Source organism: Streptomyces sp. NPDC086554, assembly GCF_040686095.1.
In the GTDB taxonomy this organism is placed as follows: domain Bacteria; phylum Actinomycetota; class Actinomycetes; order Streptomycetales; family Streptomycetaceae; genus Streptomyces.
The window spans coordinates 76,445-99,010 of the sequence record NZ_JBFBJK010000031.1 but is presented as its reverse complement, the minus strand read 5'-3'; the positions used below and the strand labels follow the sequence as shown (position 1 = coordinate 99,010).

At 70.2% G+C, this 22,566-nt stretch carries 18 protein-coding genes and 1 pseudogene; 2 read left to right on the top strand and 17 right to left on the bottom strand.

The features are described from left to right. Positions 1 to 89: 89 nt before the first annotated feature. From AB0O76_RS37200 to AB0O76_RS37150, 11 genes are all read right to left on the bottom strand, one after another. The gene (locus AB0O76_RS37200) at positions 90 to 566 is read right to left on the bottom strand and encodes a MaoC family dehydratase (protein WP_365500959.1); all 477 of its coding nucleotides are present in this window, start codon (positions 564 to 566) and stop codon (positions 90 to 92) included. Next, positions 566 to 1,387, bottom strand: coding sequence for an enoyl-ACP reductase FabI (gene fabI / locus AB0O76_RS37195; protein ID WP_365500957.1), 822 nt, complete (start codon positions 1,385 to 1,387; stop codon positions 566 to 568). Before fabI ends, AB0O76_RS37200 begins: the two co-directional genes overlap by 1 nt. 40 nt (positions 1,388 to 1,427) lie before the next feature. Further along, positions 1,428 to 2,663, bottom strand: coding sequence for a beta-ketoacyl-[acyl-carrier-protein] synthase family protein (locus AB0O76_RS37190; protein ID WP_365500955.1), 1,236 nt, complete (start codon positions 2,661 to 2,663; stop codon positions 1,428 to 1,430). Continuing rightward, on the bottom strand, positions 2,663 to 2,908 hold the full coding sequence (locus AB0O76_RS37185) for an acyl carrier protein (protein WP_365500953.1): 246 nt from the start codon (positions 2,906 to 2,908) through the stop codon (positions 2,663 to 2,665). Before AB0O76_RS37185 ends, AB0O76_RS37190 begins: the two co-directional genes overlap by 1 nt. Positions 2,909 to 2,976: 68 nt before the next feature. Then, positions 2,977 to 3,990: a beta-ketoacyl-ACP synthase III gene (locus tag AB0O76_RS37180; RefSeq protein ID WP_365500951.1), complete on the bottom strand. Its 1,014-nt coding sequence runs from the start codon at positions 3,988 to 3,990 to the stop codon at positions 2,977 to 2,979. Continuing rightward, positions 3,987 to 4,529, bottom strand: a complete 543-nt coding sequence (locus tag AB0O76_RS37175; RefSeq protein ID WP_365500949.1) for a flavin reductase family protein — start codon at positions 4,527 to 4,529, stop codon at positions 3,987 to 3,989. Before AB0O76_RS37175 ends, AB0O76_RS37180 begins: the two co-directional genes overlap by 4 nt. After that, positions 4,526 to 5,041, bottom strand: coding sequence for an SRPBCC family protein (locus AB0O76_RS37170; RefSeq protein WP_365500947.1), 516 nt, complete (start codon positions 5,039 to 5,041; stop codon positions 4,526 to 4,528). The genes AB0O76_RS37175 and AB0O76_RS37170 overlap by 4 nt, the downstream gene beginning before the upstream one ends. Positions 5,042 to 5,095: 54 nt before the next feature. After that, positions 5,096 to 6,352 (bottom strand): aminotransferase class III-fold pyridoxal phosphate-dependent enzyme, encoded by a 1,257-nt coding sequence (locus AB0O76_RS37165; protein ID WP_365500945.1) that lies wholly within the window; start codon positions 6,350 to 6,352, stop codon positions 5,096 to 5,098. Positions 6,353 to 6,372: 20 nt separating this feature from the next. Further along, positions 6,373 to 7,497 carry an acyl-CoA dehydrogenase family protein gene (locus AB0O76_RS37160; RefSeq protein WP_365500981.1) on the bottom strand — a complete coding sequence of 375 codons (1,125 nt, stop codon included), beginning with the start codon at positions 7,495 to 7,497 and terminating at the stop codon, positions 6,373 to 6,375. A 41-nt stretch (positions 7,498 to 7,538) separates the two neighbouring features. Continuing rightward, positions 7,539 to 9,176 carry an aldehyde dehydrogenase gene (locus tag AB0O76_RS37155; RefSeq protein ID WP_365500943.1) on the bottom strand — a complete coding sequence of 546 codons (1,638 nt, stop codon included), beginning with the start codon at positions 9,174 to 9,176 and terminating at the stop codon, positions 7,539 to 7,541. 136 nt (positions 9,177 to 9,312) lie between these two features. Next, positions 9,313 to 9,972: a sigma-70 family RNA polymerase sigma factor gene (locus tag AB0O76_RS37150; protein WP_365500941.1), complete on the bottom strand. Its 660-nt coding sequence runs from the start codon at positions 9,970 to 9,972 to the stop codon at positions 9,313 to 9,315. 553 nt (positions 9,973 to 10,525) lie between these two features. Here AB0O76_RS37150 and AB0O76_RS37145 point away from each other — a divergent pair. Next, positions 10,526 to 13,384 (top strand): AAA family ATPase, encoded by a 2,859-nt coding sequence (locus AB0O76_RS37145; protein WP_365500939.1) that lies wholly within the window; start codon positions 10,526 to 10,528, stop codon positions 13,382 to 13,384. Positions 13,385 to 13,452: 68 nt separating this feature from the next. On the opposite strand, the gene AB0O76_RS37140 is transcribed toward AB0O76_RS37145, so the two are convergent. The 6 genes and pseudogenes from AB0O76_RS37140 to AB0O76_RS37115 form a co-directional block, all read right to left on the bottom strand. After that, positions 13,453 to 13,977: a hypothetical protein gene (locus tag AB0O76_RS37140; protein WP_365500983.1), complete on the bottom strand. Its 525-nt coding sequence runs from the start codon at positions 13,975 to 13,977 to the stop codon at positions 13,453 to 13,455. A 370-nt stretch (positions 13,978 to 14,347) separates the two neighbouring features. Then, a pseudogene (locus AB0O76_RS37135) lies at positions 14,348 to 15,208 on the bottom strand (IS481 family transposase); the annotation flags it as partial. Between the two features lie 84 nt (positions 15,209 to 15,292). Beyond that, complete coding sequence (locus AB0O76_RS37130; protein WP_365500937.1) at positions 15,293 to 17,089, bottom strand: ABC transporter ATP-binding protein; 1,797 nt, start codon at positions 17,087 to 17,089, stop codon at positions 15,293 to 15,295. Beyond that, positions 17,086 to 18,765, bottom strand: a complete 1,680-nt coding sequence (locus AB0O76_RS37125) for an ABC transporter ATP-binding protein (protein ID WP_365500979.1) — start codon at positions 18,763 to 18,765, stop codon at positions 17,086 to 17,088. The genes AB0O76_RS37130 and AB0O76_RS37125 overlap by 4 nt, the downstream gene beginning before the upstream one ends. Before the next feature lie 454 nt (positions 18,766 to 19,219). Next, a complete protein-coding gene (locus AB0O76_RS37120; protein ID WP_365500935.1) occupies positions 19,220 to 20,344 on the bottom strand; it encodes a histidine kinase in 1,125 nt (374 codons plus the stop codon). Beyond that, positions 20,341 to 21,045: a response regulator transcription factor gene (locus tag AB0O76_RS37115; RefSeq protein WP_365500933.1), complete on the bottom strand. Its 705-nt coding sequence runs from the start codon at positions 21,043 to 21,045 to the stop codon at positions 20,341 to 20,343. Before AB0O76_RS37115 ends, AB0O76_RS37120 begins: the two co-directional genes overlap by 4 nt. A 242-nt stretch (positions 21,046 to 21,287) precedes the next feature. Here AB0O76_RS37115 and AB0O76_RS37110 point away from each other — a divergent pair, with 242 nt between their 5' ends. Further along, the gene (locus AB0O76_RS37110) at positions 21,288 to 22,547 is read left to right on the top strand and encodes an MFS transporter (protein ID WP_365500931.1); all 1,260 of its coding nucleotides are present in this window, start codon (positions 21,288 to 21,290) and stop codon (positions 22,545 to 22,547) included. The last annotated feature ends 19 nt before the right edge of the window (positions 22,548 to 22,566 follow it).

Here is a 22,566-nt window from a genome sequence, read left to right as displayed (position 1 = left end):
CTCCTGGGGAAGTGCGGCCAGAGGTCGGGCCTTTGGGCCCACCGGAGCGTGGGGGTCCGGCTGGTGCCCAGAGCCGGACCCCCACGCGTTCACGCGGCCAGCGCGGGCGCCGCAGCGCGCAGCAGGGTGCGCACGTCCGTGGTGAGGGCAGCCCGGCGCTGGTTCTCGACCTCCAGGGAGGCCGAGAGAATCACCTCGGTGAAGCCGCCGGCTCGCGGCTTCACCGAGGTCAGGTCGGCCACGGCGCGCACCCGCGCCCCGGCCGGGATGGGGCTGTGGAACCGCAGCCGGTCGAGACCGGCGTTGAGCATCACCTCCACGCCGTCGACCCGGACGATCCGGCTGAGCAGCGAGGGCAGCAGCGACACGGTCAGAAAGCCGTGGGCGATGGTCCCGCCGAAGGGGCCGCTGCGGGCCCGCTCCGGGTCGACGTGGATCCACTGATGGTCGCCGGTGGCCTCGGCGAACTGGTCGATCTGCCGCTGGTCGACCAGGTGCCACGGGCTCTCGCCCAACCGGTCACCGATGGCCAGCGCCAGCTCGGCAGGGTTGTTGAACACACGCATTACGCAAGCTCCTTCGCTTCTGTCGACTCTTTCCCGGGCCCGTCCAGGGCCGGCGCACCGATCGCGTGCGCTCCGCCGTCGACGTGCAGTACTTCCCCTGTCACCGCGGGCAGCCAGCCCGACAGCAGCGCGCAGACCACCCGGCCGACCGGTTCGGTGTCGGCGACGTCCCAGCCCAGGGGCGCCAGTCGCGGCCACAGCTGCTCCGAGGCCGCGAAGCCCTCGATGGACTTGGCCGCCACCGTCCTCAGCGGGCCGGCGGCCACCAGGTTCACCCGCACCCCCTGAGGTCCCAGCTCCCGGGCCAGGTAGCGGCAGCAGCTCTCCAGACCGGCCTTGGCGACGCCCATCCAGTCGTAGCCGGGCCAGGCCCGGTCGGCGTCGAAGTCGAGCCCCACCAGGGATCCGTGCTCGGAAGCGGCCAGCAGCGGCCCGAAGACCCGGCCGAAGGCGGCGAACGAGTAGGTGGATACGTGGAACGCGGTGGCGACGTCCTCCCACCGGGCGGTGAGGAACCCGCCGCCGAGCGTGGATGCCGGTGCGAAGGCGGTCGCGTGGACCACCCCGTCGAGCCGGCCCCACCGCCGCTGAAGGCCGTCGGCGACCCGTTCGAGATGGTCGGGCTCGGTCACGTCCATTTCGAGGACGTCGCACGGGGCCGGCAGCCGCTCCGCCACGGTGCGTGTGATCGTCAGTCCGCGGCCGAACCCCGTGAGGACGATCTCGGCCCCCTGCTCCTGGGCGATCCGCGCGACGTTGTAGGCGATCGAACTGTCCGTGAGCACCCCGGTGACCAGGAGCCGTTTGCCCTGCAACAGCAATGTCTGTGCCTTCCTGTGCGAAGTGTGAACCGCTGCCGTTTCATGCGGCGTTGATGACGAGCACCGCGTTCAGCCCGCCGAAGCCGAAGGAATTGCTGATCGCGGTGGAGACCGGCATCGCGCGGGGTGCCTTCGTGACGATGTCCAACTCGACCTGCGGGTCAGGGTTGTTGAGGTTCGCCGTCGGCGGTACGACACCGTGCTGGACCGACAGGACCGTGCAGATCGCCTCGATGGCACCCGCCGCACCGAGGGTGTGGCCGAGCGCGCCCTTGACCGAGGTGACCGCGGGCCGGTCACCGAAGACCCGCCGGATCACCTGGGCCTCGGCCACGTCGTTGAGCGGTGTCGAGGTGCCGTGCGCGTTGATGTGATCGACCTCCTCCGGCGGAGTACCGGCGTCGGCCAGTGCCATCCGCACCGCCTGCTCCACCCCGGCCCCGTCGGCCCGCGGCGCGGTGGGGTGGTAGGCGTCGGCGGATGCCCCATAACCGCTGATCAGGGCTCGTGGCTCGGCGCCGCGGGCGCGGGCGTCGGCGGGCCGTTCCAGTACCAGAATCCCGGCGCCCTCGGCGGCCACGAAGCCGTCGCGGCCGATGTCGAAGGGCCGGGACGCGGTGGCCGGGTCGTCGCCCCGGTTCGACAGCGCACCCAGCTGATGGAAGGCGGCAATGATCGTCGGGCTGAGCGCCGCCTCGGTGCCGCCGGTGAGGACCACGTCACACACTCCCGACCGCAGGAGGTCGCGAGCCGTGCCGATGGCGGTCGCGCCGGAGGCACACGCGGTCACCGTGGTGAGGTTCGGTCCGGTGGCCCCGCAGTCGATGGCGAGGAAGCCGCCCAGCGAGCTCAGCCCCATTTGCGGGATCAGCATGGGGGGCACCTGACGAGGCCCTTCGGAGACCAGCGCGCTGCGCGCTTCCTCGAACAGTCTGGTCCCGCCGAGCGCGTTGCCGACGACGATGCCCACCCGGGTGCCGTCCCAGCTCTTCGGGTCCAGTCCGGCGTCGGCGATCGCCTCGCGGGCGGCCACCAGCCCCAGATGGGCCATGCGGTCCTGCCGCCAGGCGATCCGCCGGCCCAGGAGCCGGTCGGCATCGAATCCCGGCACTCGGCAGCTGAAGTCGACGGGCAGGCCCGCCAGTTCGGGGTCGGTCGAAGCGGTGGAGTCACCTCGCAGAATCAGATCCCAGCTGGGGCGCACCCCGATACCGCCCGGAGTGACCATGCCGACGCCGGTCACCGCAACGTCGTATCGCATCCGCCTGGCCGGCATCACACCTCCCCGCCCTTGTCCTCGATCAGCCGGGCCAGGTCGGCGACGGTGTCGTCCGAGGACACGTCGTCCTCGGAGATGCGGATGCCGTACTGGTTCTCCGCGACCAGGCCGAACTCGACCATGGCCAGCGAGTCCAGATCGAGGCTCCGCAGCTTCACCTCGGGGCGGATCTCGCCGGTGGGGATGCCGAATCGCTCCGAGAGCAGGGCGGTGAGGTTGTCGAACAGGGCGCTGTTGTTCATGAGGGCTCCTCAAATCGTGTGATGGTGTGGAGGAAGGTGGTGAGGGGGGTTGCGCACGCGGGTGCGCGTCAGGGGGCGGTGTGCACGTCGGGCCACCGCAGTACGGCGGAGCCCCAGGTCAGCCCGCCGCCGAAGGCGCTGAGCAGCACCCGGTGGCCCGGCCGGATGGTGCCGTCGGCCACCGCTTCGGCCAGTGCCAGCGGGACCGAGCCCGCTGCCGTGTTGCCGACCCGGTCGATGTTGCGCACCATCCGCGTCTCGTCCAGTTCGAGACGGGCCGCGACCGAGGCGAGGATCCGCGCATTGGCCTGGTGGGCCACGAAACGGTCCACGTCCTCGATCTTCCAGCCGGCCCGCTCCAGTACGCGCTGTGCGGACTCGGCCATCCGGAGCACGGCCTGCCGGAAGACCGGTCTGCCGTCCATCCGGAAGTAGTGGTCCGCCTCGGCCGCCGGTGTTCCGGCCGAGCGTTGGCGCGAGCCGCCGGCCGCCACCGCGACCAGGTCGGCCAGATCACCGTCGCTGCCGAGGTCGAACGGTCCGACCGCGCCGGGTTCCCCGGGATCACCGCAGCGCAGTACCACAGCGCCTGCCCCGTCGCCGAAGATCGCGGTGGTGGTGCGGTCGCAGGGGTCGAGGATCGTGGTGAAGGCATCGGCCCCGATCACCAGGACCCGCTGAGCGATCCCGGAGGTGATCAGCCCCGCGCCCGCGGCCAGTGCATACACGAACCCGGTACAGACCGCGGCGATGTCGAAGGCCGGAACACCGGTCAGCCCGAGGCGGCTGGCCACCTCCGGAGCGGTCGCCGGGCAGGGGCGGTCCGGTGTGGTGGTGGCCAGGACGACGGCGTCGGCATCGGGCCGCCCGGACGACCACAGGGCGCGCCGTCCCGCCTGGGTGGCCAGCTCCGAGGTGGATACACCGGGGTCCACCACATGGCGTCGGCTGATGCCGGTCCGGGTCCGGATCCACTCATCGGAGGTGTCCAGGCGCCGCGCCAGCTCCTCGTTGGTCACGGCCCGGGGCGGCACCCAGGAGCCGACCCCGCAGACCACGGCGGCGGGAGCGGACGGACTCATGGGGCGTCCTCGATCGCCGCCGGGTGCAGTCGGCCGCCGAAGTAGAGCAGCGGCCGGCCCATGCCGTCGGCCACCGACGTGACCCTGGCCAGGATCAGTTCGTGGTCGCCGGCTCGCATCCGGCGCCAGACCCGGCACCGCAGCCACCCCACCGCGTCAGCCAGCAGGGGGGTGCCCTCCGGGCTGGGCCTCCAGGGCACGCCGTCGAACTGGGCCGCTCCGGGCCGTCGGCGCCGGTCGGCGAAGTGCCGGGCGAGCGCGGTCTGTTCGCTGGACAGCATATTGACGGTGAAGCTGCCGCGGGGGCCGATGAGGTCCAGCAGCACGCTTCCCTCCTTCAGGCACACCGAGACCAGCGGCGGATCGTGAGAGATGAAGGTGAACGAGGTCACCGTCGCTCCGTGCGCGGACACCCCGCGCCCGGTGGTCACCACCGAGACACCGGTGGCGAACTGCCGGACCACCTTCCAGAAGTGGCCCGGGTCCGGTGCGGACCGGGCGACCCGGGGCCGTCGGGACCCGGCGGGCGCGGCCGTCACGGGTTTCCCGCCGCGATGTGCACGCCCTTGCCCGGGGCCGCCAGGTCGGTCAGGGCCTCGCCGCCCTCGACGACGGTGACCTCTCCGAAGAGGGCGGCGAGAACGGAGCAGATGGACCGCTTGATCACGCGCTCGGCGGGCGGGTCCATGATCCCGGCCAGGCTGTCGATGCCGAAGTCGTACGTGGCCTCGAAGGTGATTTCGCAGCCCGAGGCTGTTCCGTCGAGCCGCCAGGTGCCGTGGAGTTCCTCGAAGTCGCCCTCGGTCTGGTGGAATTCGATCCATCGGCGGGCGTCGTCGATGGCGTCGCGCTCGGACCACCGCATGATCCCCCGCCGGAAGTTGACCTCCCAGTCGCTGATCCGCGGCTGTCCGGGCCCCGGCGCAGGGTGGACGCGCACCGACCGCACATCGTCGGCGAGGGTCGAGTACTCGGCGAAGTCGACGAGCCGTTCGAAGGCTTTGTCCGGGTCGTCGGCGGGCACCACGGCCCGCAGATGAATGGTTCTCATCGGGTTGCTCCTCGGTCGGGTTCTTCCTCGGTCTGCTGTGGTCCGGCCGGGGCCTCAGGCCAGGACGGCACGCGCGGCCTGCTCGAACGACGACAGCAGCACGCTCACGTCGTTGTCGGTGAGCACGGCCGGCGGCGTCAGCCGCAGCACGCGGGAGGTGTTCAGTGAGTGGTTGGCGATCACGCCGGCCGCCATCAGCTCGATCAGCAGGTCGGCGGCCAGTCCTGGCACGGTGAATTCGATCCCGATCAGCAGGCCCAGACCACGGACTTCGCGGACGCGGTCGCCCAGGATCGACCGGGCGATGCGCTCCAGTTCAGGGAGGAGCGTGTCGCCGAGCCGGCCAGCGCGTTCCACCAGGCCGTCCTCGCGGATCGCCTGGATCGAGGCGCGTGCGGCGGCGGCCGCCAGCGGGCTGCCGGAGAAGGTCGAGGTGTGGATGAACGGGTCCCGGTCGAAGGCGGCGAACGCCTCCCGTGTGGCCACGGCCGCCGATACGGGTACGACCCCGCCGCTGAGGCCCTTCCCGACCAGCAGAACGTCGGGGACCACACCTTCCCGGTCCGCGCCCCACCAGTACCCCAGCCGGCCGAGCCCGGTCTGCACCTCGTCCAGGACGAGGAACGCACCGTACTCGTCGCACAGTCGCCGTACGTCGCGCAGATATCCGTCGGGAGGGATGATGACACCGCCCTCGCCCTGCACCGGTTCGACAATGACGCACGCCACGCCTTCGTACCGGGAGAGTTCGGTCTCCAGCCGTTCGGCGTCGCCGAAGGGGACATGGGACACCTCGGGCAGCAGCGGCCGGAACGGGTCCTGGAACACCTCGCGCGCGGTCACGCTCAGCGCTCCGAACGTCTTGCCGTGGTAGCCGCGTTCCATGGAGATCAGGTGGTACTTGCCGTGTGTGCGGGCCATCTTCAGCGCCGCCTCGACGGCCTCGGCGCCGGAGCAGGCGAAGTGGACCTTGTCCAGGCCGGCCGGTGTCACCGAGGCCAGCGCTTCGGCTGCCCGCCCGACCTCCGGCTCCAGCAGCATCCGGGTGGACACCGGGTTCGTGGTGAGCTGCCGGTAGACCTCGGTGACGACATGGGGGTGCCGGGCACCGGTGATCAGGACGCCGTAGCCGCCGCAGTTGAGCAGGTCGCGGCCGCTGCTGGTGCGTACCCAGGCACCGGAGGAGGCGACCTCCACCTCGCTGCCCGCCATCTCGGCCACCGCGGCCCGTCCCCTGCTGAGGTGGCTGCGCCAGCGTTCACCGGTTCGTGCCAGATCCTCGGGCCCGACCGCCCGGGTTGTGGTGTTCATGAGTGGTGCGCTCCTGTCGGTCAGGCCACCAGCAGCGGCTGGCCGGCGAAGTAGCCCAACAGGCCCTCGGCCGCGCTGGTGCGGGACGGCGGGTGGAAGGCGATCGCCTGCGAGGCGGCAGCCAGATAGGCGACGTCGGAGGAGGAGACATAGGCCATCCCGCCCAGCAGCTCCACGGCCTGACCGACCGACCGGACCACCGTGTCCTGGACGGCGTACCGGGTGACCAGGGCGCGAGCCAGGGTGTCGTTGCCGGTATCGCCGCTGTCCACCCGCAGGGCCAGGCCCTCGGTGAGCGCGGCGGCGGACTCGATCCGCACCGCGAGGGCGGCACGGTCCGAGGCCGTACCGCGGGACCGCTCCAGCACCCGCTGCACCAGCGTGCTGGCGATCCCTGTATAGGCCGCGCAGACGATCATCTGAAACCAGATGAGGCCGACGCCGTGCACCTCGAAGAGCCGGTCGGCGAGCTCCGGTGTGGGGGCGAGGATCTCGTCCTCGGTCGCGAACACCTCGTTCAGCCGCACCTCATGGCTCTGGGCGCCGGCGAGTGCGAACGTCGACCAGAACGGGTGCACTGTCAGGCCGCGGACATCGGCCGGCAGCAGCGCCACCCCCATCGCCGTCGAGCCGTCCGGAGTGGGCAGGGCTACGCTGGCCGTCAGCAGATCCATCGATTCGGCCATGCTGCACGGCTTCTTCGTCCCCGAGATCAGATATCCGCCGTCGACGGGGCGGGCCTGCATCGTCGGAGTGAGGATGCCCTGGCCGACCCGGCCCTCGGCGAAGCCGGAGGCGACGAGCATCCGCTCGTCGGCGATGCGCCGCAGCGCCGACTCCAGAGCGGGTGTGCCGGCGACCTCGGCCACGGCGAACAGCGAGCCGACCGAGAAGTGGTGCATCATCGTCGCCACCGTCAGGGAGGGGGCGACCGCGCCCAGCGCGCGCACCGTTCTGACCGCGTCCAGTGCCTTGGCGCCGGTGCCGCCGTAGGAGGCGGGCACCAGCAGATTTGGTCCGTAATGGCCCCGGAACAGGTCGATGGCGGAGCTTCGGTCTGCTTCCAGTTCAGCCAGGGGTATCTCCGCCAGGCTCCTTCGCAGGCCCGGCATCAGGATGTCGCATGTGGTGTTGTCGGCTTCCATGAACTGCAACGCGGACTCCTTGGTTCCCAGAGGTGGCGGGCTCAGTTGTGGATGGTCGTGTAGGCGTCGAAGACGGCGTCGCGGGGCCGGACACCGTCGGCAATGGACACCCCCTGCAAATGGGAGGTGCGCAGCATGAGGTAGTTGGCCTCGCCGAACACACCGCCGGTCAGCCCGGTGCCGCCGTGGCTGGGCAGATACGGCACGAAGCCGATGTGGGAGTCGTTGACCTTCAGCATTCCGCCGTTGCCGACCCGGCGTACGAACTCATCCACCACCGAACTGTCCGTGGCCCACAGGGAGTTGCGCAGGCCGTAGCGATTGGTGTTGACGTGGTCGATGACCCGGGCGAGCAGCACGTCGTCGGCCTCCGGCTCCGGTACGACAACCGGGAGCAGGGGGAAGAACGTCTCTTCGTCCACCGCCGCGACATCCCGGCATCCGTCCAGGCCGTTCACCCGCAGCACCGTGGGCTCCAGGAACGGGCCGGTGTCCGACACCGAACCGTCCACCTCCAGCCGGCGCGCTCCGTGGACGACCGCCGCACCCCGCGCCACCGCGTCCCGTACGTAGGCGAAGAAGCGCTCGCTGCGCAGCACGGGGGACAGCAGCGCGCCCTCGTCATCGGGGTAACCCGGGCGAAGAGCGGCCGCCGCGACCCGTATCCGCTCGATCAGGGCGTCGGCGACCTCGGGGTGGACGACGACCTGGTTGGGCAGCATGCAGATCTGCCCGGAGCCGTAGAAGCTCTCGGTCAGGGCCTCCGCGGCCAGATCCAGGTCGGCGTCCCGCCAGACGACCACGCAGTCGTTCCCGGCCAGCTCCAGGATCGGCTTCTTGCCCTTCGCCACGCACTCGGCCTGCAGCTCCAGGCCCCGCTCCACGCCGCCGGTGTAGAAGATGTCGTCGACCAGCGGGCTGTCCAGCCAGGACCGCAGCACCGGGCTGGGCCGTGCGCAGAACACGTTCAGCACACCTGGCGGGGCGCCCACCTCCGCCAGAGCTGGTACCACCAGTTCGCGCAGTACGTACATCACGCCCAGGGGCCCGCTCTGCGGTGCCCTGATGACAAGGGCGTTGCCCGCGAGCAGGGATGAGGTCGCGAACAGGGCGCTGGCCGCCGGGGCGTTCTGCGGCGGGTTCACACACACCACACCGTCGGGCATCCGGCGCACCACCAGACGGCGCGGCCCGTGCCGGAACTCGCGGTGCATCTGCTCCGCGCACCAGGCGACGGTCTCCTCCCTGACGCCTTCGAGCATGCCGGCGACCTGCCATTCGGCCAGGGCACGCGGGTTGCCCTCGGCGATCAGCACCTCGACCAGTTCCGCGCGGTGCTGCCGCACCCGTTCGCGCACCGCCTCGGCCACCCGCAGCCGTTCGTCCAGCGGGACGGCCGCCCACTCCGGCGCCGCCGCGGCGGCGGCCCGCACAGCCGCCTCGACCGTCTCGGCGTCAGCGATGGCGCAGCGCCCGACGACTTTGCCGGCGACCGTGCGCACATCCAGCCGACCCTGTTCGAGTCGGCGCTTCAGGGTGAGGCTTTCGAATACGTCCTCCAGAATCGACCGACTGCTGACCGTGTATGCGTAACGGTCGGAGTAGATTTCCGCACCGTCGACATAGGAGGGGTAGGTCGGTACCGGCTGATTTCCCTCGCACCGCAGACGCTCGAACACACCGGTATTGTTCAATGCCGACCGATGCATTCCGCTGCCCATCTCCAAGCCCCGTCCGTCCACTGATTCACCATGATTCGTCAATGACGACGAACGCCGGGCGGCGTCGTCATCGGAACAGGGCACCGAACGCCCGTCACGGATACAAGAACGCGCCATCACCCGAACTGTTCACCTGCCATTCAGCTTCGAGGAGCGCTTTCAGCTGCTCCAGGGCACGCTTCCGAGTGGGCCCGATCGACCCGCGGGGAATGCCCAGCCGCGCGCTGATCTCCGTGTAGCTGGGCGAGGTGTCGGAGAACAGCAGCAGGAGCAGGGCACGGTGGCCCGGATCCAGGCGCTCGACCGCTGCCCGCACCAGAGCGGCCTCGGCCCGCTCGACAGCGCGCTCCTCCGGTGTCACTCCGGTGTCGGCGATGTCATGGAGGTCATGCCCGCCCCCCACCGGAACGTGCCGCTCGGAGCGGGTGCGGTGGCGCAGCGCCTCGCGCCGGGCGACCGTCACGATCCAGGCCCGCAGCTTGTCCGGGGTACGGACGAAGCTGATCCCCTCAATAATCCGGATCCAGGTCGACTGGCAGACGTCCTCGCAGTCGGCCGGGTGCAACCGGAACGAGCGGGCCACCGCCCGCACCAGGGGCTCGAAGCGGCGGTTGAGCTCGGCCCATGCGCGTTGATCGCCCTGCCGGCAGCGCGTGACAAGTGCTTCGACGTCCAGCTTCTTGAAATCCTCAGGGGATAGCGGGATGCCATCGGGTGCAGTGGAGAAATTGCTGGTTTGGTCTTCCGTCGCCATACCTCGAACCGATTCGATCGGTCATGCACGTGGGGTCGGTCAGTGTTGCGATGAGAGCGGCACTCTGCCTGTACGGTCGCGACCGCAAGAAGTCGTAAGAAGTTGAGAGCCGCAACTTTTGGGTGGGGATTTCTCCCGCCCACCGGCGAGGTTTTCGGCAATGACGGCCGTCATGCGCGTTCCCTCAGCTGCTCGCAGAATCCGTGGTGCGCGCGGGCACAGGCCGTCGGCCATCTGGGGTCTTCTCCGGTGTGCGTGGGGGCGTTGTGCGTGGTGAGTGCTCGCGTCGGCCGTGGCGGGCCGGGCTGCTTGAGCTGTCCTCACGATGACCTCAGTGGCGGTACCGGAACATCGGTGACCTCATGGAGTAACGACGAGTAACGTCTCCTCGATCGCGTGGGGGCGGTGCGGGAACATCGGCCGCCTCAGGGGATACCGCCAGGTAACGCAAGCGGAGGCGCCAGGACCTGGGCGGACAGTGCGACGGGCCGGCGGCATCTGTCCCGTTGGCTCCGGAGAGCCCTTTTGAACCACGTACGCGAGACTTACCCGTATGAGGAGAGGTGTCCGCAGCGGTCCGGCTGTGGCAGCGCCGGTGGGCCGCGACAGTGAGGTGCACCAGGTTCTGGAGGCCGCACGCCGGGCCTGCGCCGGGCATGGCGGTGTGGTGCTCATTTCGGGAGAGGCCGGTATCGGCAAGACCACGCTGGTGCGGGCGCTGGAGCCGGAGCTGGCCGGTTTGGGCATGCAGGTGTGCCGGGGCGCCGCGGACCTGCTGGAAACCGCCTTGCCGTTCAGCGCGATCGGGGACTGCCTGGACCGGGGTCGGCGCTCGGCGGCGGCACGGCAGCAGGCAGCGGTGGCGGAACAGGGCCGGACCGGGCCGGGTGACAGGGCCGGTCCACCGGTCATGGGTGACGAGATGGCGCTGCTCCAACAGGTCATCGCAGTGGTGGAGGACCTGTGCGAAGACGGCGCGATCGCCCTCGTACTCGACGATGCGCAGTGGGCGGATCCGCAGAGCCTGTTGTGCCTGCAGCGGATCAGCCGTCTGGTCGAGCAGTTGCCCCTGCTGGTGCTGCTGGCGATCCGTTCAGGGGAGAGCACACCGCAGCTGGACCAACTCACCGCACGACTGTCGCAGCGTGGGGCGGCGACGATCACTCTGCGGCCGCTGTCGGAACACGATGTGGAGAAGCTGCTGACGCAGTTGACCGGCGCCGCCGCAGCGGGCCCGGCCCTGCGCCGCCTTGCCGCCGATGCCGCCGGCAATCCCTTTTACGTCGCCGAGCTGGTCGAAGCCCTGAACGCCGCCGGGCGGCTCACCATTGGTCACGATACGGCTGGTCACGATACGGCGGAGGTGGAGACGGAAGCCCGGGCGGCCGGCGCGCCGGAATCACTGCATGCGGTCATCATGCGGCGGCTGGTGTTCCTCCCCGCGGAGGTGACCGAGGTGCTGCGGACCGCGGCGTTGCTGGGCAGCCGTTTCGGTGTCGACGAACTTGCCGCGGCTACCAGCCTGCCGCCGCAACAGCTGTACCAGCAGCTGGAGTTGGCCGAGCGTGCCGGGGTCATGGTCGAGACGGAGGAGCAGCTGACGTTCCGTCACGATCTGGTGCGCCAGGCGCTGGAGCAGACCATGAGCGTCTCCGCGCGGCAGGCGATGCACAAACAGCTGGGACTGGCCCTGGCTGCGGCGGGGCAGCCGGTCGTGCGCGTCGCCGACCAACTGCGGCGCTCCGGGGGCACGCTGGGACCGGCGGGGCTGGACTGGCTCGATGGCGCCGCCGACCGGCTGGTGGCCAGGGACCGGGACGGGGCTGTGGAGCTGCTCCAGCGGGGCCTGGCCGACGCCGACCCGGCGGATGCCCGGGCGCAGCGGCTGCGGGTGGTGCTGGCCCGCGCGCTGGAGTACCAGGGGCGCATTGAGGAATGCCGGCAGGTGGTCTCGCAGGCCCTCGCCGGTACCGACGATCCGGAGCTGCGTACCGAATTGCGCTGGGTCCTTGTGAAAGTCGCGGCCGCCGGTGACCGTGCGGGCATGACGACGACCCATGAGTACGTGCGTCTGGCGCAGGAAGCCGCCTCCCACCCCGATACAAGCCCTGAACAGCGCCAGCGATTTCTGGCGTGGTACGCGACACGCCTGTGCAACCTGGGGGAAGTTGAGCGGGGCCGGGAGGTGGCGGAAGCCGTACGCACGTCGGGCGCGGCCGATGCCTCCGCGGTCTCCCAGGCATTGGTGGCACTGGCGCTCGCGGACCTGATCACCCACCGGCCAGGAGCAGCGTGGAAGCTGCTGGAGCAGGCGCACGGGCACGCGGCCGCCCTCGATATCTTCCGGTCCAGCGCGCTTCTGGACCTGGGCAGGTTCGACGAGGCGGTGGCCGCCGTGCGCCAGCCGTCCGAGGAGGCCGGCGGAGCCAAATCCGCCGGGGACATGCTGTGGGGGCATCTGTACAGGGCGTATGTGCGCTTCATCGGAGGGTGGTGGGACGACGCCGGAGCCGAGATCGAGGCCGGACGGGAAGTGGCGGAGTACAGCGACGTCGGCCGGGGGCTGTACGGGCTGGGCGCGCTGCTCGCACTGCACCGCGGCGAGGTGCCCACCGCCGAGACCTACCTGGCCCGAGCGCCGGTCCGCTCCCCGTCCACCCCCGGCGACGCCTTCATCGGCTCCTTCCCCCGCTGGGCCCACGCACGCTACGAGCAGTACCGCGGCCACCCCGAGCAGGCTCTGGAAATGCTGGAGCAGCTGTGCCGCCACGACTGCGGCAACCTGCCCGCCCTGTGGCTGACGACCTTGGCGCCCGAGGTGGTGCGCCTGGCCATCGAGCAGGGCCAGACCAATCGGGCCCACGGCATTCTGGAACTCGTATCGGAGCGGGCCGAGCATGCCGAACCCGGCCTGCTGGAATCCGGACTGCGCTCCTGCCAAGGACTGCTGGAACGCGACGCGGAGGCGCTGCGGGCGGCTGCCGAGCGGTGTGGAGCGCTGCACCGGACCTGGCAGCGGGCCCGGTGCTACGAGGACGCCGCCGGGGTCTGGGCGGAGCGCGGGGAGCGCGAGGAAGCCCTCCATGACCTGGAGGAGGCCATCGTCGGCTACCAGGAGCTGGAGGCGGCCTGGGACCTGTCACGGGCCGAGTCCTCATTGCGGGCGCTGGGCGCCCGGCGCGGCGTACGGGGCCGGCGCCGCCGCCCCACCCACGGCTGGGACGCCCTGACCGTCACGGAACGCAAAGTCGCCGACCTGGTCGCCGAGGGCCTGTCCAACCCGCACATCGCTCAACGCCTGTTCGTCTCCCGCAGCACCGTACAGACCCACGTCTCCAGCGTCCTCTCCAAACTCGGCCTCACCTCCCGCGTCGAAGTCGCCATCAACCGCGCCCGGCACGGCGAGCGCTGAGACCGGCCCTCGTAGGTCCGGAGACCTGGTCGACGTCACGGCCGGCGCGAAGGCCGGCGGACGAAGTCTCATGCAGCCGTGGTGATTTCGTGCGTTCCGGTAGCGCGGACCAGCAGGGCCAGGGCGATCGGGAGCAGACCCGCGGTCTGCACCAGGCACAGGGTGGAAGGGGAGACGAGGTCGCCCAGTACCCCGAAGACCAGCGCGGCCAGCGGGAAGCTTGTGCCGAGCAGCGCGAGCAGGGCGGTGAAGAAGGCCGGCTTCGCCGTTGTCGGCACTGTGCGCTGGAACAGGGTCACGAACACGACGTTGGTGACGCCCACCGCCCATCCGGCGAGGGCCAGGCAGCCCAGGACGATGCCTTGATGGGACACCAGCCCGGGAACGGCCAGGGCCGCACCGAACAGTGGCAGACAGCCGGCCCCGACGCGCCCGGGGTGGCCGGGCAGCCGTTTGTCGCTGAAGGCGCCCAGCAGCATGCCCAGCCACAGGGCTCCTTCCAGGAGGCCGAGGGTTGCGCCGGTCGCCTCCAGGACGGCCTTGGTGTAGAGCGGCAGGATGAGGAAGGTGACAGATTGCCGGCGTCGAGACACGACGCGACGCTCCTGACCAGCTGACCGTCGATGACAATGTGGACCGTTTGCTCGTCTGCCCACACTCGTGCGCGGCGTCCCGCGTACTCCTTGCCGAGCCTGACCCGCTGAACGCGGGGCAGCACGCTGACCAGGCCGCTGGCTGCAACGACGGTCTCGAACTCCATGGGCGGCGCCGAGGGCGGAATCAGCATGGTGACCGGCGCCTCGGGCTCGGCCGCGATTGATGGTTCTTCAAGGGAAGCTGCAGCGGCGACAACTGTCGGTTCCGGCGGTGGGTTCGGCCGGAACCGGCTGGCGGGGGTGGCCATGTCGAGGGCCTGGTGGGGCCTGGCTGTGTTGTAGGTGTGCACCCAGGGTTGTAGGTGTGCACCCAGGCATCAACGGCGGCCTGGGCGGCGGGCAGATCGGCGAACGGGCCGGAGACATCGAGAAGTTCACGGCGCAGAGTCTGGTGCCAACGCTCGATCTTCCCCGTCGTGGTCGGTGAATACGGCTTGATCAGCTTGGCGGTGACGCCGTTCTCCCGGCAGACACGCTCGAACAGCACCTCGGCAGGCCGGGGTTTGGTGAAGCGGCCGGTGAACTGCTTGCCGTTGTCGGTGAGGACCTCCGCCGGCACTCCGTAGGTTCGCATCGCGCGCACGAATCCGTCCGCGACGGCCCGCCCGCATGGCACCGCCAGGACGGTGGCGACGACGATGAACCGGGAGTGATCGTCGATCCCGGTGAGCATCTTGCACTCGCGGCCGTCGGCCAAGTAGATCCCGCCGACCATGTCCAGCTGCCACAGATGCATTGGCCTCTCGCGCTGCCACCGCCGGTATTTGCGGCGATGCTGCTGCTTCTGTTGCCGGATGAGCCCGTTGCGTTCCAGAACGCGATGCACCGTTGCCCGTGACGGAGCTGCGGCGGGGCTGGTCCGAGCGATCTCGAAGGCGATCCGCCGGGTACCCCAACGGGGCTTCGCCCTCCGCATCTCACAGGCCAGGGCCTCGGCCTCGGCCGCTATCCGCGTGGGACTGGACCGCGGACGCCGGGACTGCTCCCGCAGCCCTTCGAGCCCGCCGGCGTTGTACTTGGACTTCCAGGTGTAGATCGTCTGGCGCGACACGCCGTACCGAACGGCCACTTCGCTGACTGGAGAACCATCGAGCACTTGAAGGACAGCGCGGTATCGCTGCTCTACCAGCCACGTTGGTCCCTGTTCGGAATCTTCCCCCGCCGCCACAACGTCAAGGATCAAGGAGCTGATCGCGGCCGTCAAGAATGTCCCGAGACTGCCGTCAAGCCTCTCCTGAGACTCTTCTGTCGTCTATGTCTTGAGGCCACACATGACACCAGCATGAGAAGTGTTCACTGCCGCCTCCTTTCGCATGTGGGCCGCGTCGAAATGACCGACCAGGTCGGCGTAGTGCGCGCTGTCCCGTACGAGTTGGGCGTGGGTGCCGAACGCGTACGAGCCTTCCGACAGCACCAGCACCCGCCGGGCGCGGGCCGCGGATGTGAGGCGGTGGGCGATGACGATCAGCGTTCCCGGGCGGGCGGCGAAGGCCCGTTCCGCGCGGGCCTCGGCGAGCGGATCCAGGTGGCAGGTCGCCTCATCGAGGATGACGATGCTCGCCGAGGACAGGTGCGCTCTGGCCAGCGTGATCAACTGACGTTCGCCGCTGGAGAGTTGGTGGCCCTCCGGGCCGAGCTGACTGTCGAATCCCCCAAGACGCTCCACCAGGGGGCGCAGGCCGACCGCGTCGACGCTGGCCGCGATGTCCGGCTCAGGTGCCTGGGGATTGAGGTAGGTGAGGTTCTCGCGGAGGGTGCCTGTGAAGACGTAGGCCTGTTGCGGGATCACGGCGATGGCGTTGCGCGCCGTGTGCGCGGGCAGCTCGGTGAGCGCGGTGCCGCCCAGGAGGACGTATCCGCTCTGCGGACGCTGGGTACCGGCCAGCAATTGAGCCAGGGTGGACTTTCCGATGCCACTGGCACCGACGATCGCCAGGTGGTCGCCGTGGGGCACCTTCAGGTCGACGTGCTGAAGCACAGGTGCGGCATGGGGCCCGTAGGCGAAGGTCAGGTCGTGGAGCGACAGGTCCGGAGCTTGTAGGCCACGAGAGCCCTCGGAGGAGTCGGAGGAGGCCTCGGGGTTGCTGTCGGAGGTCGAGGTGGTCGCTTCGGCGATGCGGCGCAGGACGACGCCCAGTTCCAGGCCGCGTGAGCCGATCGTACCGACCAGCGAGTTCAGAGCGGGGACCAGTGTGGCGCTGAGGTAGCTCAACGCGCCGATGATCTGGCCTGTGGTCAGGCTGTGGTGGCTGACCAGCCAGGGGGCAGCGGCCAGCAGGGCCAGGGGCGGAAGGTGTCCGCCGATGGTGATGATCAGGGTGCGCAGGGAGACGAGTCGGGCCAGGCGAGCCGCGCCGCGGGCGTGCGCGTCGATGACCCGGTCGATATCCGCCAAGGCACGCTGGTCGGCGGCACAGGCGAGGACGTCCCGGACGCTCGCCACAGTGGATCCCGATACGCGGGCGATCTCCTCCTCCGCGAGGAGGACGGCGCGCTGACGCCGGGCAGTGGCACGCAGCAGGGCCGTGCTGAGCGTCAGTGCCAGCAGCAGGGGCGGCAGGGTCAGCAGTGCGATGGCGGGGGCGAGCGCCGTGACGCCGATCAGAGCGGCGAGCAGTTTGAAGACGAGGGGGCGCAGAGTCCGCAGCAGAGCTGTCAGGAGCCTGCGGGTGTCCTCGGCGAGATTGGTCAGCCGGGCGGCATCGGCGTCGTCGGTGCCGTCCGGATGTGCCACCGCAGTGGTCAGCCGGGCATCGATCAGACGGTGCAGCAGGGCGTCACGGAGCGGCTCCACCGTCGCGGCGAGGTGGGGGAACATCTGGCGCGTCGCAAAGGCTCCGATCAGCATGGTCAGGGCGAACCCGGCGAGCCAACCGAGGCCGGCCAGTGGCCGCTGGGCGAGGAAGCCCTGGTCCAGCGCACGGGCGAGCAGCGCGCCGGAGGCCATCGCAGGCAGCGCCTCGAGCACCGACCACCCGGCGAGTCGGACCGTGGTGCTGCGCTGTCGTCGCACGTGCTCGACGAGCAGGTGCCAGCCGCTGCGGTTCATCGGTCCTCCACTGTCGTAAGGGGTTCGGTTGTCATAGCGGGGTCGGTTGTCGTGAGCGCGTCGGCCGTGTCGAACACGGCGCGGTATTCCGGGTGCTGCCAGAGGCGCTCGTGCGGGGCGACGCTGCGGATGCGGCCGTCCTCCAGCCAGGCGACCAAGTCGGCGCGGGCGGCTGTGACGGCACGGTGGGCGACAATGACACGGGTCCGGCCGCGGAACTGGCCGGTGAGCGCACGGGTGACCTGCGCCTCGGTGACGGTGTCGAGGCTGGACGTGGCGTCGTCGAGCACCAGTACCCGCGCGTTCTGGGCGGCGGCCCTGGCCAGGCCCAGACGTTGTGCCTCGCCGCCGGAGAGCGGTGCGCTCGACAGCGGGGTGTCGTAGCCCTGGGGCAGCCTCCGGATGAAGGTGTCAGCGCGAGCCGTGCCCGCTGCACGCTCCACGTCGGCCCGGGTCGCCGTTGGGCGGGCGTAGGCGATGGCGTCGGCGATGGTGTCCCCGATCAGCGCCGGTCGTTCGAACGCGTAGGCGATCTGGCGGCGGAGCTCGTCGGGATCCATCGCGGTGACATCGACGCCGTCGAGCAGCACCGTGCCTTCGTCAGGGTCGGTGAGGCGTCCGATCAGCGTGGCCAGGGTGGATTTGCCGGAGCCCGAGCGGCCGACCAAGGCCAGCGAGGCACCCGCGGGAACGTACAGATCGAGGCGGTCGAGAACGCGCCGGTCGCTCTCGGTCACGGTGACCGAGTGGAAGGCCACCTCCCCCGTGCCGGGGGAGAGACTGCGCGGCCGCGCGGGCCGCGGCTGGGTCGGCAGGGACAGCACTTCACTGATCCTTCGGGCGCTTGCCCGCACGCCTGCCAGTTCCATGAGCGCGTCGATCTGCCCGAAGAAGGACAGGGCAAAGGCGATGTAACCGACGGCGGCCAGGAGCTGGCCCGGGCTCATGTCCCCGTGAACGACGGCCAGGCCCGCGACCGCCAGCACCATCGCCTCGATCAGGGGCATCAGAGCCATGCCTTTCCAAATCGCCTTCCGCTGCAGACGCCATGTCGCCCGGCCCGTCTCCGCCAGGTCGGTCAGCGGCACGAGGACACGTTCCACTTCGCGGTTCGTGGTGCCTGCGGCGCGGATCGTGCGTACGCCGGTCAACGCGTCCGACAGCCGTACCGCGATGGAGGCGAACGTGCGTTGGTAGCGCCCGTGCAGGTCGGTGGAACCGACCAGGAAACGTCTCAGCAGCAGCACGGCAGGGGGCACGCCGAGGACGAAGGCCACCCCCAGGCGGATGTCGATCAGCCAGAGTGCGACCACTGCGCCCACTGCGGTACTGAGCCCGCTGATCAGCGATGCGGTGACGGGCAGAGCACAGGAGGCATGCCCGGCGTCGCCCAGCAGGCGGCTGGTCAGGTCGCCGGCGGCGAACCGGCGCCCGCGCTGAGCCCCCAGAGCGAGCACATGGCGCACCATGCCGCTGCGCAGCCACGACTGAGCCGCAGTGACGCATCGGGCACCGGCCAACCCAGCCGTCACCTGGCCCAGAGCGTTGGCAGCCATGACCGCGGCCAGCGGAATGAGCGCTCCGGAACCGCCGCCGTGCCGCATCACCGCATCGGTGGCGGCAGCGAGCATCGATGGCAGGGCAAGGCCCGTGGCCGCCGCGACTGCGCAGGCCATCACGAAGGCCGCGGACCAGGCCGGTCGTTGCCATGCGGCACGGATGAGCATGCGGTCTGCCGTTGTGGGCATGGGTGGTATGCCTTTCTTCCAGGGAGCTGTGGGCCGTGAGGCCGTCACGGTGCACGGGGTCGCGGTTTGACGGGGAGCTGCGGAATGGCAGGGCTCGTGGCCCGGACGGCTTGAGGGGCGGGCACTGTCCGCGGCACCGTCAGCCCCGCGTGCGTCAGGTGCGCAGACAACGAGGCGGGCACGTCCCGCGCACACAGCAGTCAGGGGCAGCGGGTACGCAACAGGGGGTGGTGGCAGGCGCGATGGCGGCGAAACGGGGAGCAGTCATGTCCACCATGCTGTTCTTCACGCGGCGCCGGCGGATCCGCCTCGTGTCGTCGGCTGCCCCCGCCAATCGGCGGGGGCAGCCGGAGCTCGGGGCTCTGGGGTCGTCGAGCAGGTGTCAGGGCGCGCCGGTGGGCAGGATCGCGCTGACCAGGAAGCCGCCGTCCGCAAGGGCCGTGGCCTCGAAGCTGCCGCCCAAGAGGTGGACTCGCTCGTGCAGACCGATCAGGCCGTGGCCTCCGCTGGGCAGATCCAAGGGCTCGGCGCCGGCGGAGGCCGGGCCGTTTCGGACCTCGACGCGCAGCTGTTCACCCTGGCGCCGAAGGCTCACCCAGACCTTCGCGCCAGGCGCGTGCTTGCGTACGTTGGTCAGAGCCTCCTGGACGATGCGGAAGGCGGCTCGCTCCACGGCGTCGGGGCAGTCGCTGCAGGCCGCCGCGTCGATGTCGGCATCGATGTCGGATCCGCATTCGCCGATGAGCCGGTCCAGGTCGGCCAGGCGGGGCTGAGGGCTGAGCTCGCCGCCGCCCACACCCGCGGCCCTGAGAAGCCCCACCATGTGCCGCAATTCTTCCAGGGTGCTCACGGACAGCCTCCGGATGGCGTCCGCGGCCTCCCTGACCGCGGGCTCGGTGCTGCTCATACGCAGCGCGCCCGCCTGAAGGCTGATGAGACTCACCTGGTGGGCGACCACATCGTGCATCTCCCGGCCCAGCCTCGCCCGCTCCGTGGCCAGCACCTGCCTGGCCACCAGCTGATGCTCCCGGGCTCGGCTCTCGGTCAGTTCACGCAGGCCCGTGGCAAGTTCCGCCTGCAGGGCAACGGCGCGCCCGAGCGCGACCGGAGCCAGGACCATGAGCGCGGATTCTGCGCTTCGATTTTCCCATCCCTCTTCCGCCAGCAGTCCCAGGGGATAGGGCAGATATTGGGCGACGGCGGCGAGGAGAGCACAGGCGATCAGCAGACTGCGCTCGGAGCGCAGGCGGGCCACGGTGTAGAGGGCTGCCAACCCGGCGAACCAACCCGTGCCCAGGTACGTGCCGGGCACGGTCGCCAAGAGGACGGCGACCGGCGCCCGCCGACGGGCCAGCAGCGCGAAGGCACCAACCAGACCGATCGCCACCCCGAGTGCCGAGGCATGCATCGAGCCGATCCACACGATGGTGTCGCCGATTGAGAGGGCCACCGGAAGGAGCAGGAACAGCAGGCGTTTGTGTCGTTCGGACAGCCAGTCGTCCTTCACAGCTGTTCCTTAGAGCCCGCGGGATCGAAGGTGGCCAGGCCCGCCCGCTCGGCCAGCACGGCGGCCTGGACGCGGTTGAGTCCTCCGAGCTTGGCGAGGATCGCACTGACGTGGTCCTTCACCGTGCCATGGGCCAGGTGCATGCGCTGGGCCACCTCGGCGTTCGACAGTCCCTGCCCCAGGAGTGCGAGCACTTCGCGTTCGCGGTCGGTCAGCCGCTCCAGGGCTCGCTTGGCGGCCCGGGCGTCATCGGCACCGTCGACAAACCCCCCGATGACGGTGCGGGTGACCCACGGGTCCAGGGTGTGTCCCCCCGCGGCCAGGATCCGGACCAACCGGGCGAGCTGCTCCGGCTCGGTGTCCTTCAGAAGGAAACCGGACGCGCCTTCGCGCAGCGCGCTAATGAGGTATTCGTCCGCGTCGAAGGTCGTGAGCATCGTGACGGTCGGGGCCTTGTCCCCCAGCGTCGACTTGAGTCGCTTCAACACGGTGAGCCCGTCCACATCCGGCATCCGGATGTCCAGCATCACCACGTCAGGGCGGTGCGCGAGGATCGTATCCACGGCCTGGGCACCACCGCAGTCGCCTACTACCTCGATGTCCGGCGCTGCCGCCAGGATCATCCGCAGGCCGGACCGGACCAGTTGCTCGTCATCGACGACGACGACCCGAATCGTCCCTTCATGCTCTGGTTGTCCCACATCCCGACTCTAAGCCGCGGCCCGGTGCGGCGCCTGCGATGAGCAGAGGCACCGTGCCCCGCCGATCGGCGGGGCGGCTCCCGACGGCAGGCGGATCCATGGGGCCGTGGCGGCGGGCGAGAGTGGTGTGCAGAAGGAGAGGGCAGCGCCCGGAACCACACAGCGTTCCCTTTCGCTTCCGATCAGGTCAGAGCCACGTGCGCTCCCGATCAGCTCAGAGACACACGCAAAGGAGTACACCGATGGCCTGCGAGCTCACCGCCCCCTCCGCCGAGGGCACCGACCGCAAGCGAGCGCCGCTGATTGTCCGCAATGGCGGGTTCGCCCGTGTCTGGGTCGCCCAGCTGCTGAGTCAGAGCGCGACACGGATGTACCAGATGGGTGCTCTGTGGTGGCTCCTGGGACAGGTGGCCTCGGGCGACCGCGGCCTGGCGTCCGGGCTCTTCCTGATGTCCGCGGCGCTTCCGCCGGTGGTGCTCGCACCGCTGATCGCGCGGGCGATCTCCCGGCATCGCAGCCGGCGTGTGCTGAGCGGCGCCGTGCTGGGCGGAGTGATTCTCACGGTGGCGCTTGCGGGCTTCGCCGCGCCGGCCGGTATGCCCGCACTGGCCGTCTATCCCGTGATGTTCGGCCTGGCCGCCTGCCAGGCGCTGTTCGACCCGTGTCTGGCCAAGGCGATACCGGAACTGGTCCAGGACGGCGACATCGAGGACGCCACCGCGTTCGAGCAGTCGAGCTTCTCTCTGGTGGGCATGGCCGGTGCCCTGTTCGGCGCGATCCTGGTCGACCGGATCGGTCTGACCGGCGTAGTGATGGTCAGCGCGCTCGCCTACCTGGGCGCGGCCGCGTTTCTGGGCACCGTCCGCTTCCAGCCGCACGGCGGTGAGGCGCAGGAGGGATCGGGGTCCGGTATCGGCCGGGCCTGGCAGCTCCTTGCCGGGCTCCCCTTCATCAAACTGGCCTTGATCTGCTTCACGGCGGCCAACTTCTTCATCACCGCCACGTTCGTCATCCTTCCCCTGTACACGAAGAACGTGCTCCACGCGCCGGCCCTGACGCTGGGCCTGCTGGAGGGAGCGCTGTGGCTCGGCATGCTCATCGGTGTCTTCACCGGCAAGCGGCTGCCCGGGCACCCCGGCCTCGTCGGCGGGGGGTGTGTGGCGCTCTTCGGAGCGGTCACCGTCGTCCCCGGCGTCGTGCCTGACCAGACCGCACTTCTGGTGTGCCTGGCGGTGGCCGGGTGGGCCGTGGGCGCGGTGAACGTGGTCTTCGTCGCCGCCTTCCAACGCGCTGTGCCCACCGCCGCGAAGCCAGTGTTCTTCTCCGCGATGCTGGCGCTCCTCGGAGCCGGCTTCCCCGTGGCCGCCTTCGCCTTCGGGCTGGCCGCCGACCGGCTCTCCCCCCAGAGCCTCTTCCTGGTCCAGTCCGCCGGACTGCTGCCGATCGCCGCCGCCCTCGCGCTCCGCAGTCGCCGCGACGCCCGCCTCCGTGCCGCCCTCTGAAGCCCCACCCCCACTCCTC